This is a genomic window from Pseudomonas sp. GM21 (assembly GCF_000282215.1).
In the GTDB taxonomy this organism is placed as follows: Bacteria; Pseudomonadota; Gammaproteobacteria; order Pseudomonadales; family Pseudomonadaceae; genus Aquipseudomonas.
In genome coordinates this window covers 1-14,721 of sequence record NZ_AKJS01000045.1, presented here as the reverse complement: position 1 = coordinate 14,721, position 14,721 = coordinate 1, and the positions used below count along the sequence as shown (strand labels likewise).

At 58.8% G+C, this 14,721-nt stretch carries 21 protein-coding genes and 1 pseudogene; 15 read left to right on the top strand and 7 right to left on the bottom strand.

Annotated elements, in window-relative coordinates; all coding sequences use genetic code 11:
* The coding region (locus tag PMI22_RS21345; protein WP_007944211.1) for a PaaI family thioesterase at window positions 1–440 on the top strand (440 nt) is incomplete at its 5' end.
* A gap of 11 nt (window positions 441–451) precedes the next feature.
* Here the strand turns inward: PMI22_RS21345 and PMI22_RS21350 are convergent.
* Window positions 452–1,072, bottom strand: coding sequence for a cell wall hydrolase (locus PMI22_RS21350; protein WP_007944210.1), 621 nt, complete (start codon window positions 1,070–1,072; stop codon window positions 452–454).
* 139 nt (window positions 1,073–1,211) lie between these two features.
* On the opposite strand from PMI22_RS21350, the gene PMI22_RS21355 reads away from it, so the two are divergent.
* Window positions 1,212–2,063, top strand: coding sequence for a CAP domain-containing protein (locus PMI22_RS21355; protein ID WP_007944209.1), 852 nt, complete (start codon window positions 1,212–1,214; stop codon window positions 2,061–2,063).
* 31 nt (window positions 2,064–2,094) lie between these two features.
* Here PMI22_RS21355 and PMI22_RS21360 read toward each other — a convergent pair whose 3' ends face one another.
* The gene (locus PMI22_RS21360) at window positions 2,095–2,331 is read right to left on the bottom strand and encodes a hypothetical protein (RefSeq protein ID WP_007944207.1); all 237 of its coding nucleotides are present in this window, start codon (window positions 2,329–2,331) and stop codon (window positions 2,095–2,097) included.
* 200 nt (window positions 2,332–2,531) lie between these two features.
* Between PMI22_RS21360 and PMI22_RS21365 the strand changes: the two genes are divergently transcribed.
* Both PMI22_RS21365 and yghX read left to right on the top strand, forming a co-directional pair.
* On the top strand, window positions 2,532–4,295 hold the full coding sequence (locus tag PMI22_RS21365) for an L-lactate permease (RefSeq protein WP_007944206.1): 1,764 nt from the start codon (window positions 2,532–2,534) through the stop codon (window positions 4,293–4,295).
* A 102-nt stretch (window positions 4,296–4,397) separates the two neighbouring features.
* A complete protein-coding gene (gene yghX / locus PMI22_RS21370; protein ID WP_007944205.1) occupies window positions 4,398–5,285 on the top strand; it encodes a YghX family hydrolase in 888 nt (295 codons plus the stop codon).
* A 29-nt stretch (window positions 5,286–5,314) separates the two neighbouring features.
* Here the strand turns inward: yghX and PMI22_RS21375 are convergent, their stop codons facing one another.
* On the bottom strand, window positions 5,315–6,103 hold the full coding sequence (locus PMI22_RS21375) for a DeoR/GlpR family DNA-binding transcription regulator (RefSeq protein ID WP_007944203.1): 789 nt from the start codon (window positions 6,101–6,103) through the stop codon (window positions 5,315–5,317).
* A gap of 111 nt (window positions 6,104–6,214) precedes the next feature.
* Here PMI22_RS21375 and PMI22_RS21380 point away from each other — a divergent pair, with 111 nt between their 5' ends.
* The 3 genes from PMI22_RS21380 to PMI22_RS30390 all read left to right on the top strand — a co-directional run bounded on the left by PMI22_RS21380 (window position 6,215) and on the right by PMI22_RS30390 (window position 8,200).
* On the top strand, window positions 6,215–7,093 hold the full coding sequence (locus tag PMI22_RS21380) for a serine hydrolase domain-containing protein (protein WP_007944202.1): 879 nt from the start codon (window positions 6,215–6,217) through the stop codon (window positions 7,091–7,093).
* A 118-nt stretch (window positions 7,094–7,211) separates the two neighbouring features.
* A complete protein-coding gene (locus PMI22_RS21385) occupies window positions 7,212–8,018 on the top strand; it encodes a DUF2092 domain-containing protein (protein WP_007944201.1) in 807 nt (268 codons plus the stop codon).
* Window positions 8,015–8,200 (top strand): hypothetical protein, encoded by a 186-nt coding sequence (locus PMI22_RS30390; RefSeq protein WP_007944200.1) that lies wholly within the window; start codon window positions 8,015–8,017, stop codon window positions 8,198–8,200. The genes PMI22_RS21385 and PMI22_RS30390 overlap by 4 nt, the downstream gene beginning before the upstream one ends.
* A 31-nt stretch (window positions 8,201–8,231) precedes the next feature.
* Here the strand turns inward: PMI22_RS30390 and PMI22_RS21390 are convergent, their stop codons facing one another.
* Window positions 8,232–8,900 carry a hypothetical protein gene (locus PMI22_RS21390; RefSeq protein WP_007944199.1) on the bottom strand — a complete coding sequence of 223 codons (669 nt, stop codon included), beginning with the start codon at window positions 8,898–8,900 and terminating at the stop codon, window positions 8,232–8,234.
* 173 nt (window positions 8,901–9,073) lie between these two features.
* On the opposite strand from PMI22_RS21390, the gene PMI22_RS21395 reads away from it, so the two are divergent.
* Window positions 9,074–9,550 carry a hypothetical protein gene (locus PMI22_RS21395; protein WP_007944198.1) on the top strand — a complete coding sequence of 159 codons (477 nt, stop codon included), beginning with the start codon at window positions 9,074–9,076 and terminating at the stop codon, window positions 9,548–9,550.
* A gap of 57 nt (window positions 9,551–9,607) precedes the next feature.
* Window positions 9,608–10,516, top strand: coding sequence for an alpha/beta fold hydrolase (locus tag PMI22_RS21400; protein WP_007944197.1), 909 nt, complete (start codon window positions 9,608–9,610; stop codon window positions 10,514–10,516).
* A 31-nt stretch (window positions 10,517–10,547) separates the two neighbouring features.
* On the opposite strand, the gene PMI22_RS21405 is transcribed toward PMI22_RS21400, so the two are convergent.
* A complete protein-coding gene (locus PMI22_RS21405; protein WP_007944193.1) occupies window positions 10,548–10,748 on the bottom strand; it encodes a YbdD/YjiX family protein in 201 nt (66 codons plus the stop codon).
* 33 nt (window positions 10,749–10,781) lie between these two features.
* Here PMI22_RS21405 and PMI22_RS31305 point away from each other — a divergent pair, with 33 nt between their 5' ends.
* The 6 genes from PMI22_RS31305 to PMI22_RS21430 all read left to right on the top strand — a co-directional run bounded on the left by PMI22_RS31305 (window position 10,782) and on the right by PMI22_RS21430 (window position 13,722).
* Window positions 10,782–10,949, top strand: coding sequence for a hypothetical protein (locus PMI22_RS31305; protein ID WP_157214413.1), 168 nt, complete (start codon window positions 10,782–10,784; stop codon window positions 10,947–10,949).
* A gap of 239 nt (window positions 10,950–11,188) precedes the next feature.
* Window positions 11,189–11,794 carry an SCO family protein gene (locus tag PMI22_RS21410; RefSeq protein WP_007944191.1) on the top strand — a complete coding sequence of 202 codons (606 nt, stop codon included), beginning with the start codon at window positions 11,189–11,191 and terminating at the stop codon, window positions 11,792–11,794.
* Window positions 11,794–12,267, top strand: coding sequence for a copper chaperone PCu(A)C (locus PMI22_RS21415; protein WP_007944190.1), 474 nt, complete (start codon window positions 11,794–11,796; stop codon window positions 12,265–12,267). The genes PMI22_RS21410 and PMI22_RS21415 overlap by 1 nt, the downstream gene beginning before the upstream one ends.
* Window positions 12,268–12,389: 122 nt before the next feature.
* Window positions 12,390–12,815 carry a hypothetical protein gene (locus tag PMI22_RS21420; RefSeq protein ID WP_007944189.1) on the top strand — a complete coding sequence of 142 codons (426 nt, stop codon included), beginning with the start codon at window positions 12,390–12,392 and terminating at the stop codon, window positions 12,813–12,815.
* A gap of 104 nt (window positions 12,816–12,919) precedes the next feature.
* Window positions 12,920–13,138, top strand: a complete 219-nt coding sequence (locus PMI22_RS21425; RefSeq protein ID WP_007944187.1) for a PLD nuclease N-terminal domain-containing protein — start codon at window positions 12,920–12,922, stop codon at window positions 13,136–13,138.
* A gap of 302 nt (window positions 13,139–13,440) precedes the next feature.
* Window positions 13,441–13,722 carry a hypothetical protein gene (locus PMI22_RS21430; RefSeq protein WP_033048962.1) on the top strand — a complete coding sequence of 94 codons (282 nt, stop codon included), beginning with the start codon at window positions 13,441–13,443 and terminating at the stop codon, window positions 13,720–13,722.
* 45 nt (window positions 13,723–13,767) lie between these two features.
* On the opposite strand, the gene PMI22_RS30385 is transcribed toward PMI22_RS21430, so the two are convergent.
* Both PMI22_RS30385 and PMI22_RS32445 read right to left on the bottom strand, forming a co-directional pair.
* Complete coding sequence (locus PMI22_RS30385; RefSeq protein WP_238543896.1) at window positions 13,768–14,196, bottom strand: hypothetical protein; 429 nt, start codon at window positions 14,194–14,196, stop codon at window positions 13,768–13,770.
* Window positions 14,168–14,691: pseudogene (locus PMI22_RS32445) on the bottom strand (polymorphic toxin type 44 domain-containing protein); the annotation flags it as partial. The pseudogene PMI22_RS32445 and the gene PMI22_RS30385, both read right to left, overlap by 29 nt.
* Between the last annotated feature and the right edge of the window lie 30 nt (window positions 14,692–14,721).

The following is a 14,721-nucleotide window of genomic DNA, read 5'->3' as shown; positions in this document are numbered from 1 at the left end:
GCGCCAGCCGCAACCCTCACGGGCTGCACGTCAAAAGCCACTGGCACGAAGATGGCGTTCACGTCGTTGCCGAGCATCTGCCCGACGCCAAATACTGCGGCTGGCCGGATCTGGTGTACGGCGGATTGATTGCGATGTTGGTCGATTGCCACTCCAACTGGACCGCCATGGCCTACCACTACCGGGCAGAAAACCGCGAACCGGGCTCCCTGCCGCGCATCGACTGCGTCACCGGCAACCTTGGGATCAAGTACATCAAGCCGACACCGATGGGCGTTGTGCTGACTTTGCGCGCCAAGGTTGAGGGCGAAGTCGGGCGCAAGACCCGGGTTATCTGCGAGGTCTACGCCGACGGCGTACTCACGGCCGTGGGGGACTCGGTTTTTGTTCGGGTCGATACCGGGCAACTGGCTGCCGCCGCGCATGGTCGCGAGGTGTAAGGGCTTTACAACTACTTCGCCTTCCCGTTCTGGGGTTTGTAGAACACGAACAAGCCGATACTCGCGGTTTTGATGTACTTCTTTGCCCAGACCGGTTTCACCGTCTTGTCATGGAAGTACATCGCGCCGCCTGTACGATCCGGCAGCTGCTTGTTCAGTGCCTTGCGTGCGATTTCCTTGGCCAGTTCATATTGGGTTTCCTCCTGGACCGCATCCGCGCGCCCGTCGCACCACCAGGAGAACTGGCAGCTTTTGGTTTCGGAACCCTGCTTGACCACCGCGCACACGGTGTCGGGGAAACCTTCGTGGCCGAGACGGTTCATCACCACGCTGGCCACCGCTTCCATGTCGGCCGCGTTCTTGCCTTTGGCTTCCCAGTAAATGGAGCGGGCCATGCAGGTGATCGCATCGTCCAGCGGCGACTTGCCGGCCGGGTCGACGGCCTGGACTTCGGTCGCAGTAATAGTCTGGGACTTGGGCACCGGCACGTTGCTGCCCTTCTCGGCCGCCTTGTGTTCAAGCACCTGCGCCTTGTCTTCCGCCACCTCCTTATTTTGTTTTTGATCGTCCGCAATAGCTTGACCGGCGAGTAGTGAAACGGCGAGAACAGCGGCGATCCATTTGACGGGCATAGCGCAGACACTCTGGGAGGCGTCGGCATAGTGTAGTAGCCAAATCATGTCAGCTATGGAGTCATAAACTGCAAAAAGCCATTGCCTTGTACGGGGGGAGTTCGCGCATCATGGGCATAGTCCGTCCAAGGGGATTTTCATGCACGTCTTATCATCCGCTATGCGCTTTTCAGGGTTGTCGCTGGGTCTGGTGCTTGCCTCTGCGGCCATGGCGGCCGAGGAAACTCAGCTGACCGACTCGATCAACGCCTTTCGCAGCATGACGCAGAATTGCGCCGGTCAGGTCTCGCCGGAGTTGCCACCGCTGAACAGCGATCCGCGCCTGATATTACCGGCCAGCGGACCGGTCGACTTGCAGCAGGCCATGGTGCGTGCGTCGTATCCGATGTTCAATGTGCAATCGATTACCCTGACCGGCCCGCGTGATGCGCAAGCGGCGATGATGGCGGTGCAGGAAAGCTTCTGTCAGGTGGTGCTGGACCCGAAATTCGTCGACATCGGTGTCAGCCGCCGAGGCAACGATTGGCGAATCGTGCTCGCCCGCCCCTTGTTGCCTGCACGCCAAGGCGATGCCGCCGCCGAAGGCCAAAAGCTGTTGGTCGAGCTCAACGCCGCGCGCACTCAACCTCGTAAATGCGGCAGCCAGGCGTTTGCAGCAACCACACCGCTGGCCTGGAACGCCCTGTTGGCGACAGCCGCCGAAACCCACTCCCGGGCCATGGCCAACGGCAACTATCTCGATCACAAGGACCGTGATGGCCGCACGCCCGGTGACCGTGCGGAACTGGCGGGTTACAACTTTGCGCAGATCGGCGAGAACATCGCCGCCGGGCAAGACACCGTGCGCAGGGTCGTCGACGGCTGGCTGGCCAGCCCCGGTCATTGCGCCAACCTGATGAATCCACAGTTCAGTGAACTCGGCGCCGCTTACGCGGTGGACCCGAAGAGCGATGCGGGGATCTACTGGACGGCCATGTTCGGTACGCAATAAGGACGATGATCAGAGCGGTGATCAGCCGCTCTTACAGCGTTTGCTGACTGTTGCCGACGGTTTTGGCCTTTTCGATGGCCCAGTCCATTGCTGCCTCAAAGTCCAGCAAATGCGGGGACGGATTGTGGTCCACTTCAATCACTGAGCCGTCCGGCCGGTACACGCTAATCAGCATTTTCAGGGAGCCGTCTTTCAGTATCTCGGCGGTGACCTTGATCGAGCATCCGTTGGAAAGCGTCTCCTTGTGTTCCTCATGGCGTTCAGTCATTGCTGTCTCCCTCTCGTGGTGAATGAATGGGGCAGTCATCCCTACTGAGCGTAGTAGAAGTTCGCCCGGGATCATTGCCGCCACGGCAGGTTTCAACAACGAAAAACCTCCCCGAGACAGCGGCGCAATGCCACCTATACTGCATTCCACCAACCCCGCCCGGGGCCTGCACTACCGACAATAAAAAGCAGAGGTGGAACATGGTTTGGCAGCAAGTCTACGATCCCTTCGGTAATCCGCTCATTTCAACCCTCCTGGCCGCCGTACCGGTGGTGGTGATGCTGGCCGCCCTGGCGTTTTTCCATATCAAGGCGCACATCGCAGCATTACTCGCGCTGGCGTCTGCCCTGGTGATTTCGGTCCTGGCTTTTAGCATGCCGGCGAACATGGCTGGCTCGGCGGCGTTATTCGGTGCTGCCAACGGCTTGCTGCCGATTGGCTGGATCGTGCTCAACATCATCTTCCTGCACCGACTGACCACCGAGAACGGCTCGTTCAAAGTGTTGCAGGATTCCCTGGCACGCATCACCGATGACCGACGATTGCAATTGCTGCTGATCGCCTTCTGCTTCGGTGCGTTTTTTGAAGGCGCGGCCGGTTTCGGTACACCGGTGGCCGTGACCGGTGCGATCCTGATCGGACTGGGCTTCTCGCCTTTGGCCGCTTCCGGCCTGGCCTTGATCGCCAATACCGCGCCGGTTGCGTTTGGCGCACTGGGCACACCGATCATTACCCTGGCCAAAGTGACCGGGCTGGATGAAATGGAGCTGTCGATGATGGTCGGTCGGCAACTGCCATTTTTCTCGGTACTGGTGCCGTTCTGGTTGATCTGGGCCTTCGCCGGCTGGCGCAAGATGCTGGAAATCTGGCCGGCGATCCTCGTGGCCGGGGTCAGCTTCGCGATACCGCAATTCCTGGTGTCCAACTACCACGGCCCGATGCTCGTGGACGTGATCGCCGCGCTGATTTCCATGGCCTGCCTGACCGGTTTCATCAAGGTCTGGAAACCCGCCACGGTGCACACCTCGGCCGCGTTGTCCGGGCGCGTCGATAACTCGAAGATCGACGAGGAGCATAAGCACACAACCGAGCCCAACGCGACGTTTGCCAGCGATGCCAAACCGGCGGTGATGCGCGCGTGGATGCCGTGGATCATCCTCACGGTATTCGTCTTCGCCTGGGGCACACAGAGCTTCAAAAACATGTTCGATACCCGCCCGGCGATCGATCCGGTCACCAACTCGGCCAAGCTCGACCCGCAAGGCAAACCGATGCGCGAAGCCAACCCGATCTTCGCCCCGACCGTAACCTTTACCACCCTGCACCAGCAGGTTGAAAAAGTACCGCCGGTGGTGCCTGCACCTAAAACCGAGGACGCGATCTACAAGTTCAACTGGTTCACCGCCACCGGCAGCGGCATCTTGCTCTCAGCCATCCTCGGCGGGCTCCTGATGGGTTACTCGATTCCGCAACTGGTACGCCATTACCTGAGAACGATATGGGTGGTGCGCTACTCGCTGATCACCATTGTGGCGATGCTCGCCTTGGGTTACCTCACGCGCTACTCGGGACTGGACGCCACCATGGGCCTGGCCTTCGCCGCGACCGGGATTTTCTACCCCATGTTCGGCACCCTCCTGGGCTGGCTCGGCGTGGCCTTGACCGGTTCCGACACGGCCTCCAACGTGCTGTTCGGCGGATTGCAACGGGTGACCGCCGAACAATTGGGGATCAGCCCGGTGCTGATGGCGGCGGCTAACAGTTCTGGCGGGGTCATGGGCAAAATGGTCGACGCACAGTCGATTGTGGTGGCGTCCACGGCAACGCGCTGGTACGGGCATGAAGGGGAAATTCTTCGGTACGTATTCTTCCACTCCATCGTGCTGGCGATTCTGGTCGGTGGACTGGTGACGTTGCAGGCGTATGTGGCGCCGTTCAGTCATATGGTGGTGGGTGGGCATTAATCCGTAAGTGCCACCGTTTGCCACAACCCGGACAAATTGTCCGGGTTGTGCGGCAAACGCTGCTTTACTGGATTAAATCTTTAACACACGGGAAGCGCCCCTATGGAACGTCTCACCGCCAAAGATTTCGCCCCCGAACTGCTCGAACTCTACGATTACTACGTCCATGGCAAGATCAACCGGCGAGAGTTTCTTGATCGCGCGGCGTTGTTCGCCTTGGGCGGTTTGACCGCCGGCGCCTTGCTCGCCTCCCTGAGCCCCAACTATGCGCTCGCCGAACAAGTCGAGTTTACCGACCCGGACATCATCGCCGAGTACATCACCTACCCCTCACCCAAGGGTCACGGCAATGTGCGCGGCTATCTGGTGCGCCCGGCCAAAGTCACTGGCAAAGTGCCGGCGGTGCTAGTCGTGCATGAAAACCGTGGGCTCAATCCGTATATCGAAGACGTCGCCCGACGCGTCGCCAAAGCCGGGTTCATCGCCCTCGCCCCCGACGGCCTGAGTTCGGTCGGTGGCTACCCCGGCAACGACGACAAGGGCCGCGAGCTACAGGCGAAGGTCGACCCTGAAAAGCTCATGAACGATTTTTTCGCCGGCATCGAGTGGCTATCGAAAAACGACGCGACCACGGGGAAAGTCGGCATCACCGGCTTCTGCTACGGCGGAGGGGTGTCCAACGCAGCGGCCGTGGCCTATCCGGAACTGGCGGCAGCCGTGCCTTTTTATGGTCGCCAGCCAAAAGCGGAGGATGTGGCCAGGATCCAGGCGCCCTTGCTGCTGCATTACGGCGAGCTGGACAAGGGCATCAATGATGGATGGCCAGCGTACGAATCAGCATTGAAAGCCGCCGGCAAAACCTATGAGGCCTATATTTATCCGGGCACGAACCATGGTTTTCATAACGACTCGACGCCTCGCTACGATGAAGCCGCCGCCAAATTGGCCTGGGATCGTACGATCGCGTGGTTTCGCAAGTATCTGGCTTAGCAGACGGGGCACGGTTGGATTGACCGGGCTCAGGCGTCGACCTGAATCACCTCGATACCCAACCGCTGATAATCCTCAACGTTACCCGACGCCACCTGTTGCTCGGTGATCAGCGTATGGATGCGATTGCACGGTGCGACAACAAACGGCTCCACCGCGCCCAGTTTGTCCGACGTGGTCACGGCCACCACCTGCGACGCGTTGTCGATCATCGCCTGCTTCACCGGCGCCTCATCGAAATGCAGCGAGCTGATGCCGACTTCCGGGTGAATCGCGCAGATACCAATGAACAGCAGATCCGCCTTGATGCCTTCGATCAGCCGCAAGGTTTCATGCCCGCTGGCGGACATCGTCGCGCGATTGAGTTGCCCACCGGCCAGGATCACGTTGACGCCTTTGTATTCCGCCAAGGCGATGGCGATCAGTGGCGACGCGGTAATGGCCGTAATGGCAATGTCCGAGGGCAGCGACCGCGCAATCTGCAGCGTTGTGCTGCCTGAATCGAACATCACAATCTGGCCATCCTGCACCCGGCGTGCGGCGAGTTGTGCCAGCTGCGTTTTCACCTCATCGGTTTCACCGACCCGGGTGAAGAAATCCTTGCCCGTGTCTTTAGGCCGCGGCAACGCTCCGCCGTGCACCCGTTGCACCAACCCTGCACTGGCGAGTTCTGACAGGTCGCGGCGAATGGTGTCTTCAGAAACGGCGAAATGCTGACTCAGCTCGCAAGCCATGACCTTGCCGTCGCGTTCAAGGAGCAGGAGGATTTTTTGCCGGCGCACCGAAGGTAGTTCGGTTGCAGCGTGCTGATCTTGCATGTTTATGCCTGAAATTGCGGGTTTTTGCGAGGTTAGCCAAGCTACCGATAAAACACAATCGGGCGTTTCTGGCACACTCCCCGGCACCTTCGTCCAGAGCAGCCATCACCCATGCTTTTTGCCCTTGTCTCAAACGGTTCACCGCTCACGCCAGCACAACCTGACGTAACGGTTCCGTGGTGGAGTTTTACCAAGACCGTGCTGTGCGCCGCCGCCTTGGCGCTGGTACGTGATGGCAAGTTTGATCTGGACGAAACCCTGCCCGAAGGTCCCTTCACCCTTCGCCAGGTGCTGCGGCATGAAGCCGGGTTGGCCGATTATGGCGAGCTGGCGGATTACCACGCCGCCGTGGCGCGCAACGAAACGCCGTGGCCCGCTGATGACATGCTGCAACGCCTGGAAGCAGCCCGATTGCGCTACGCACCGGGCGACGGCTGGGGGTATTCGAACGTGGGTTACCTGTACGTGGCCAGATTCATCGAGCGCCTGAGCGGGCTTGCGCTGGACGAAGCGCTGACCCGGCTGGTTTTTTCACCCCTCGGTTTGTCACGTGTGCGCCTGGCCACAACTCGAGCCGATCTTGAGGGCGTGAGCATGGGCGCCGCGCAAGCGTACGACCCGGGCTGGGTGTATCACGGACTGCTGGTCGGCCCGCTGGATGAAGCCGCGCTTTGCCTGGATCGTCTATTGGCCGGCCAGACTCTGCCGTCGTCGTTACTGCAAGAGATGCAAACGGCCCGGATACTCGGCGGGCCGATAGCCGGGCGCCCTTGGGTTGCGCCGGGCTACGCCCTGGGCCTGATGCAAGGCGCGGTCGAGGAAGGACTGATATTGAGTGGGCACACCGGCTGCGGGCCGGGCAGCGTGATCGCCGTCTACCGTTGCGCAAAAGGCGACGACACCGCCAGTTGCGCGGTTTTTGCCGAAGGTGGCGCCGACGGGGCTGTCGAAGCAGAGGCTGTCGGTCGCTTGGTGAATATCCTTGAATGACGCGGGCCTGTTTGCCAAAGAATCAGCCCGGATGAATGGTCGTTCATGGCGTGTGTGATGGGACTAACGTTGTAAGTCCACACCGGGAAATCCGGTATTCTCACAGCGGTGAACTTCCATGGACAAGATCGCCCGAAAGCTAATGGACTCCTCGACAATCCGTTTCGCTGGCGCCGGATTGGCATTAATCGCGGGATTGAGCGGTCCGATCGCCGCCCATGCCGATGAGACGTACGCCAAGAATTTGCTCAAGAGCATGTCCGACTACCTGACCGCGCAAAAAAACATATCGTTCAACTACGACACCAGTTTTGAAGTCATCACCAAAGAAAAACAAAACCTTGCGCTGGCTGCTTCCGGCACGACCGTCATCAACCGCCCCGACAAGATCCGCAACCTGCGCGCGGGTGGCTTTGTCGACATGGAAATGCTGTTTGACGGCACCACCCTGACCTTGCTCGGCAAAAACACCAACACGTACACGCAAGTGGCTGTACCCGGCACACTGGATCATTTGATTGATGAATTAAGGGAAAAGTACGACCGACCGTTGCCGGGCGCGGACCTGTTCGTGTCCAACCCTCAAGAGTCCTTGATGAAGGGCGTGACCAACATAAAGGACTTGGGCAGTGGCGTGATCGGTGGCGTCGAGTGCGATCACCTGGCGTTCAGAAGCAAAACCGTGGATTGGCAGATCTGGATTGCCCAAGGCGAGCGTCCTTACCCCTGCCGTTATGTCATCACCTCGAAACAGATCGCGGGCGGACCGCAGTACAGCATTCAGTTCAGTAACTGGAAGACCGGCGATGAGGTTGCCCCCGACGATTTCACCTTTAACAACACAACGAATGCGCAGAAAATCGATTTGAAAGACCTCCCCGGCGATACGTTGCCGAAAAATTTTGTGCGAGGACCTGCCAAATGAATCTTTTGATAAAAACAGGTGGTTTGTTACTTGGCGCCTTCGTGCTGATCGCAGCGCTTGAGGTGGGTCAAACCCTGTCGATCCCCGGCGTACATAGCGTTATTTCCCACGCCGAAGCGGAGGTCGGACGCCCTCTTTCACCGGTCAGCGTTGCCGGGGTAGCACGGCGTAGCAACCGGTGATGACAACCCAGGCTTGAACGCCTGAGCGGTGTCAGTTACTGGCAACGTGCGCCACACTGCCCGACTTCACTAACGCCTTGAGCGAAGCATCAAATTGCTTCAGCGCCTTCACTTGCAATTCGGTTTGCTGGTCGATTTGCGCAGCAATTTCCGGCGCCGCCTTGCCATGCACCCACACTGATGGCATTTGCTGTGCGCGTGAGCCTTCGGCCTGGCCGATGTACTGCAGGTCTGCATCGTAGAATTTGGCCATGAAGCGCGCTTCGACCTGATTATTGCGCTTGGACACCAGCCGGCTGTAGGTGTCCAACATCACCACCACGTCGGGACGGGCTTGCACCAGCGCGTCGAGGTTGTCGTAGACCGTCACCGAGCCGAACTGTTTTTGCAGCGAGCCCATGAGCCAGTTGATCGCCAGCTTCGGATCGGAGCTGTTGACGAAGGCGTTGCTGATGCGCGAATCCAGCTGCGGATTTTTCGCGCCGTTCACTGCAACCGCATGGTACTGCTCAAGGTATTGGAGGGTATCGAGGGTGTTTTCGCTGTAGAGCACGCCCACCGATCGGGCATGCTGCAGGCCGCGCGTACTGTCGGCGATCGGCGGGAAATGGCAAGACGGGTCAGCCGCGTAAGCCGGCACAGTCACGGCGACGCTGCCGGTGAATACGGCAACAAACGCCAGCAAGGTAGACATTTTCATCGCGCAGGTTCCTTCAAGGGCGAGTGGGGTATGTGGCTATCCTCCTCCCTTGCCAAAAAAACAGAACTTGCATTGTTTGATGATGAGTATTGATCAAACCAATGGTGGCGCGATGAGCCTGGGCTACGCTGTTTTGATGCCTTTGTTTCCGCCCTCGCCCATGGAGCCCAAACGTGCACCGAATTTCCTCTGCCGCTATCGCCTTGAGCCTGTTATTCGCCTTTTCAAATCCAGCCTCTGCGGATACCCCCGCCCTGAATGAAGCCCGCACCCTCGTCGCCAAGGTCCACATGGGCAGGAATCTCCCGGCCCTTGCATTGTCGACGGCGCAGGGAACGGTCTCCTACTCGATGATTGCCGAGAAGCTGGGGGCTGACGATGCCAACCGTATCGTGTCTGAGGAAATCACCGCGCTGCTGCCCAAGTACCAGCCCGAATGGGACGAAAACCTGGCGCGGGCCTACGAAAAGTCGTTCTCCGAAGAAGAACTGGCCTCACTCGTCGCCGAAGGCCCTGCCTCGCAATACGTGGAAAAAGTAAAAGCACAGCAAGCCACCGTCGGTGGAGAGATGCGCTCGACTTCAGAACCGATTGTGGCGGCACTGGTGACAGAAGCGCTGAAGGCGACCATGGAGAAACGAGTGCCGTAAAGCGGTCTACGCTGCTTCAGGTACACCACTTCCCCTGTGTACCCTGGAGACACCGTCATGCTGCGCACCCTGCTGACCGCTTCGCTACTGCTTGCACTTAGCCTCCCGGCCTTGGCCGGGGTCACCCCATTCCCCGCCACTTTTCATACCCAGGACATCACCGTTGAAGGCGTGAAAATCCATGTGCGCGTCGGCGGCACCGGGCCGGCCGTGGTGATGCTGCATGGTTTTGGTGACACCGGCGACATGTGGGCGCCCCTGGCGGCCGACCTGGCCAAGGACCACACCGTTGTGGTGCCGGACCTGCGCGGCCTGGGGCTGTCGTCGATCCCGGACGGCGGCTACGACAAGAAGACCCAGGCGGGTGACATCCGTGGCGTGTTGGCCGCATTGGGGTTCGAGCATGCGGTGGTCATTGGCCATGACATCGGCACCATGGTCGCCTTCGCTTACGCCTCGCGTTATCCGCAGCTGACAGATCGCCTGGTGGTGATGGACGCCCCGGTGCCCGGCATCCCGCCCTGGAACGATATCGTGCGCTCGCCGATGCTCTGGCACTTCGACTTTGCCGGCCCGGACGCCGAACGTCTGGTGGCCGGGCGTGAACGCATCTACCTGGACCGGTTCTGGAACGAATTCGCGGGTGACCGCAGCAAAGTCGATGAAGCCACCCGGCAGCATTACGCCAAGCTCTATGCCCGCCCCGGCGTGATGCACGCAGCCTTCGCCCAGTTCGGCAGCATTCGTCAGGATGCCGTGGACAACGAAGCCTCAATGAAGACGCGGCTGACGATGCCGGTGCTGGCCATCGGCGGGGAAAAGTCCTTTGGAGCCAATGAAGCGATTGTGATGCGCAATGCGGCGGACAACGTGACCGAAGTGGTGATCCCGGGCGCCGGTCACTGGCTGATGGAAGAAGCGCCGACGCCGACCATTCAGGCGATTCGCAACTTCATCGCGCAGTGACGCGAGTGGATCGCGGCGTTCGCAGTGGCGTTCAGCAGCAACGCGTCGTGCACTGCTTGCCGCCGTAGCGGGCCTCCTGACGCTCACGAATAAACATCGAAAGGCTCAAGACCGGCTGGTCCGGGTGTTTGAGCGCCATTTGCGCGACGTAGTTGTCGTAGTCCGGGACGCCGACCATCAAACGCGCGCCTTGGCTGAGGAACTTGGCGGCTTGCTGCAATTTGCGGTACATGGCAATGCTCTCATTGTGGTTTTGGACAGCCCCATGAAAGCGCACTTTTGTATCTGGAATGTGTCCACGCAACCGCAACGCATTCCTTCTATCTGCAACGCCAACCGTGTAGCAGCTGCCGAGCAGCGCGAGGCTGCGTTCGGCTGCGCAGCAGTCGTAAACCCTCAGCGCACGGTGAGCCTGACGCACCGCATTGGCTGATTTTACGACTGCTTCGCAGCCGAACGCAGGCTTCGCCAGCTGCTACGGGATCGTTTTAAGGCTGAATTGACGGGAAGCCGCTGATCCGTAGTTTTTCTCCGGTTCTGTCTCTGTACCGCAACCCGCGCCGGTCCGACAATGCGCAGCACGGCGCAACAGTTTGTTAATATCCACGCGCTTCTTACGTCTGATCTATCAGCCGCCACAGATTTCACGTCGCTACACAGGATTTTTCCCCCATGAGTACGTTGTATACCCGTCGCACTGTCTTGCGCGGCATGAGCCTGTTGAGCCTCGGCCTGCTGGCCGGCTGCGATGACAGCAGCAAGCTGTCGTTCAAGTACGGCAAGGACCTCAGCGACAAGATCATGGGCCGTACCTTCAAGCTCAAGGACGCCGACGGCGAAACCCGGATGCTGACCAGCTATCGCGGGTTGATGCCGATGATTTTCTTCGGCTTCACCCAATGCCCGGCCGTGTGCCCGACCACCCTGGCCCGCGCCGCCCAAGCGAAAAAACTGATGGGCCGCGACGGCGAAAAGCTGCAAGTGATCTTCATCACCCTGGACCCGGAACGCGACACGCCGGCGATGCTCGATAAATACGTCAAATCATTCGACCCGACATTCGAGGCGCTGCACGGCACGCTGGAAGAAACCGCCGCCACCGCCAAGGAGTTCGGCGTGTTCTTCGAAAAAGTCCCCAGCGGTTCGAGCTACACCGTCTCCCACACCGCGACCAGCTTCGTCTTCGACTCCCGGGGCACTCTGCGCCTGGGATTGTCCGCGTCCCTTACCGCCCAAGAGTGCGCAGAAGACCTGCTCACCGTCATGGAGGTCTGCTAATGACTGCAACATCCTTCAAACGCATCAAACAACTGGCCCTGGGCCTGTCGCTGATCGGCCTGGCCTTTCAAGTGTCGGCGCAAACCCAGGTCCACGACGCCTGGGTCCGTGCGACCGTTGTCGACCAACTGTCCACCGGCGCCTTCATGACCCTGCAAGCCGACAGCGACAGCACCCTGCTGAGCGTTCAGTCGCCGGTGGCTAAAACGGTACAGATTCACCAAATGAGCATGAAAGACGACGTGATGAAAATGGGCATGGTCGAGTCCGTCTCGCTGCCGGCGGGCAAGGCTGTGAACTTCGACCCCCATGGCTACCACGTGATGCTGATCGACCTGACCACTCAGGTTAAGGAAGGCGACAAAGTCCCACTGACCCTGATCGTGAAAAACGCCAAGGGCGAGCAGGAAACCATCGAAGTGCAGGCCGAGGCTCGGGCACTCGGCACGATGGATCACAGCAAGATGCATTGAGGCGTTGAGCTGAAGGCTGTAGCGGATCAAAAAACCAATTGAACCCTGCGGCCCATCGCGCTTTCGAAAGCCTATAGCGCCGAACTTCGAAGAAGCCAGGCGCCATTGCAGAGGAAATCCCGATGAACACCAGACTTCTGCTTCTGATCGCCTGTTTGAGCCCGACGCTGGTCATGGCTGAAAGTTGTGACGTCCAGACCCGGTCCCAAAGCCCTTCCGTACCGGTGGTTGAATCCCATAGCTGCTATGAGTACGACGGCATGCCGGTGAACGCCATCGACTGGTCTTGCAGCAACGAAAGCAAAGAAATGCTGACCAGCACCAAGAAAAAAGTCGCACAGTGCGACGATCACTACCAGGCCACGTGCATCGCCACGCTGACTCAAGAATCTTTGGCCAACCCACATTCCACCAGCAAGGACAAGAACAGCACCTCGCTGACCATCCCCGACAAGGCGAAAGTCACGACGTACTACTACAGTGCCGAACACCTGGGTCAGGCGAAGATAGATTGCGAGTCCGGCGGCGGGCGCTGGAAAGCGCAGTAGGCGTTCACCACATTCCCTGTGGGAGCCTTACCAAAAAACCTGAAATTTAATGAACCCAGCCCACAGCGATACACCTAACTGAATGACTATCAGGAGGGTGACGCATGCACATCGAAACAATCTGGATCGTACTCACAGCCGTTCTTCTGCTGATCGAGCTATGGGCAATCAACCGAGTCCGAAAAGCTGAAGGCAAATCGAGCAACAAACTCTTGTGGATCGTGGTGATCGTGTTTGTGCCGCTGATTGGGGTGGTGGCATGGGCATTGGCGGGGCCGAAAAACACCGACCACAACCCGCATTCGCCGCAGGCCAGACAGTGACGCTGGAGCGTGTGCGCTGAAGACTGCGTGATCCAAATACAAAGCCCCGATGATTCGGGGCTTTGTCGTTTCTGTTCATCCCGCTTCGCTAAAGTCTATTGGAAGCCGCCAGATTCGAATCTTCCATTCCGAAAATCATGTAGGAAACAACCCTCTGTAGCGAGGGAGCTTGCACCCGTTGGGCGGCGAAGCCGCCCCAACCCCCGCCACAATTTTAAACACACCCACATCCTGTAGCAGCTGGCGAAGCCTGCGTCCGGCTGCGCAGCAGCCGCAAACCCGGCAAACAAAGTCCACCTGACATTAAACAACTTCTGAATACCGGCTTGTCCCAACTCGCAACCGATTACCCCGTCCTGCTCATCGACAGCGACGCCCCACTGCGCGAACTCCACAACTGCCTCAGCGAACGCCTCAGCGCCGTCCTCAAATACCTGAACCTGATGGCCTGCACCAGCCTCCCCGACTACGCCGAAAATGACATCAACACCGTCACCAACATCGCCCGAATTTTGATCCAGGATGTGAATGATGTGTTTCGGGTGATTGAGCAGCGTGGGTTTGATTTGCCAAAGAGCCGGTAATCAAATTCAAGTCGTAAAAAACCCGCGTTACTGCGGGTTTTCGGCCTATGGCTTTGCTGAGTCCCACTCGCACTGCTTCAATCGATCAGCATCAGTGCCGCTTCCTTCATGCCTATCAACTTCGCCCTCTGCATTGAGGAAAATATGAGTGTTGGGCCACGTTGGTGTGATGCTGATGCAATGCCAGCGGCCTTTCTCGCTACGCCAAGAAAACTCCATAAAGAAATCGCTATCCGGGGACAGAAAGCCTTTGTCGCTAACGCTGGCACCGGGGGCAAACCTTCCCCTGTAGATCCGGTCCTTGACGTTCCAGACGTACCGCAATTCTTCCCGTCCTTCTGGGGAATAATGGACGGTTGCCGTTGGTAATGCGGTGCGCCAAAAAACAATCGCCAGCAGCGGAAAAATCAGAATCCATAACCATCGTATGTACCGTGTTCGGGTTTTATTTGCATACGTGGTCACTGATTCCATCTCCCCAATTCTGCGGCGCAACCGCCAACACTTCATCCATGATCAGCTTTGCTGTTACACCGCCGTTAGGGTGCTGGTTGGCGAGCTTCACTCCAATACTGATCGACACCCTGTCAGCAACATCGTCCCATGATCGTAAATCGGTCCATGGGCTGACTGTAGGGGTGTGGGCCGGGAAGCGTCCTGTCCGTTTTAGGTTTTGTTAACAATTCATCGGCCTTCCTTACGCTGTCTGAAGCGATTTGTTCAGCACCGGCACCGTCGAGCAGGAGACTTTCCGACAGCCCGCTTATGATTCCAACGTATCCGTAATGGATGTTCGACCAGATGTCATAGAAGTACTCGTACGCACCTTGTTTGTGCCGCACACCAGCCCCCGGCGAACAGCTTGCGCAGCTTCGGCTTGTGATCCCACTCCTGATCCTGACCCACTTTTTTAGTCCAGATTGTGGCTGCTGCGACTTTCTGCGCCCTTGCGATATTGCCGTAATTCGGTGGCCCAGCCCCCCGGTGTCAGGATAGTTG

Excerpts from the sequence above, each read along its gene's own strand:
- PMI22_RS21355 (WP_007944209.1), top strand. The coding sequence starts at position 1,212 with ATGCACGTCTTATCATCCGCTATGCGCTTTTCAGGGTTGTCGCTGGGT.
- PMI22_RS21400 (WP_007944197.1), top strand. The coding sequence starts at position 9,608 with ATGCTGCGCACCCTGCTGACCGCTTCGCTACTGCTTGCACTTAGCCTC.
- PMI22_RS21350 (WP_007944210.1), bottom strand. The coding sequence starts at position 1,072 with ATGCCCGTCAAATGGATCGCCGCTGTTCTCGCCGTTTCACTACTCGCC.
- PMI22_RS21425 (WP_007944187.1), top strand. The coding sequence starts at position 12,920 with ATGCACATCGAAACAATCTGGATCGTACTCACAGCCGTTCTTCTGCTG.
- PMI22_RS31305 (WP_157214413.1), top strand. The coding sequence starts at position 10,782 with ATGAAAGCGCACTTTTGTATCTGGAATGTGTCCACGCAACCGCAACGC.
- yghX (WP_007944205.1), top strand. The coding sequence starts at position 4,398 with ATGGAACGTCTCACCGCCAAAGATTTCGCCCCCGAACTGCTCGAACTC.
- PMI22_RS30390 (WP_007944200.1), top strand. The coding sequence starts at position 8,015 with ATGAATCTTTTGATAAAAACAGGTGGTTTGTTACTTGGCGCCTTCGTG.
- PMI22_RS30385 (WP_238543896.1), bottom strand. The coding sequence starts at position 14,196 with ATGGAATCAGTGACCACGTATGCAAATAAAACCCGAACACGGTACATA.
- PMI22_RS21390 (WP_007944199.1), bottom strand. The coding sequence starts at position 8,900 with ATGAAAATGTCTACCTTGCTGGCGTTTGTTGCCGTATTCACCGGCAGC.
- PMI22_RS21410 (WP_007944191.1), top strand. The coding sequence starts at position 11,189 with ATGAGTACGTTGTATACCCGTCGCACTGTCTTGCGCGGCATGAGCCTG.
- PMI22_RS21385 (WP_007944201.1), top strand. The coding sequence starts at position 7,212 with ATGGACAAGATCGCCCGAAAGCTAATGGACTCCTCGACAATCCGTTTC.
- PMI22_RS21360 (WP_007944207.1), bottom strand. The coding sequence starts at position 2,331 with ATGACTGAACGCCATGAGGAACACAAGGAGACGCTTTCCAACGGATGC.
- PMI22_RS21405 (WP_007944193.1), bottom strand. The coding sequence starts at position 10,748 with ATGTACCGCAAATTGCAGCAAGCCGCCAAGTTCCTCAGCCAAGGCGCG.
- PMI22_RS21415 (WP_007944190.1), top strand. The coding sequence starts at position 11,794 with ATGACTGCAACATCCTTCAAACGCATCAAACAACTGGCCCTGGGCCTG.
- PMI22_RS21375 (WP_007944203.1), bottom strand. The coding sequence starts at position 6,103 with ATGCAAGATCAGCACGCTGCAACCGAACTACCTTCGGTGCGCCGGCAA.
- PMI22_RS21365 (WP_007944206.1), top strand. The coding sequence starts at position 2,532 with ATGGTTTGGCAGCAAGTCTACGATCCCTTCGGTAATCCGCTCATTTCA.
- PMI22_RS21380 (WP_007944202.1), top strand. The coding sequence starts at position 6,215 with ATGCTTTTTGCCCTTGTCTCAAACGGTTCACCGCTCACGCCAGCACAA.
- PMI22_RS21420 (WP_007944189.1), top strand. The coding sequence starts at position 12,390 with ATGAACACCAGACTTCTGCTTCTGATCGCCTGTTTGAGCCCGACGCTG.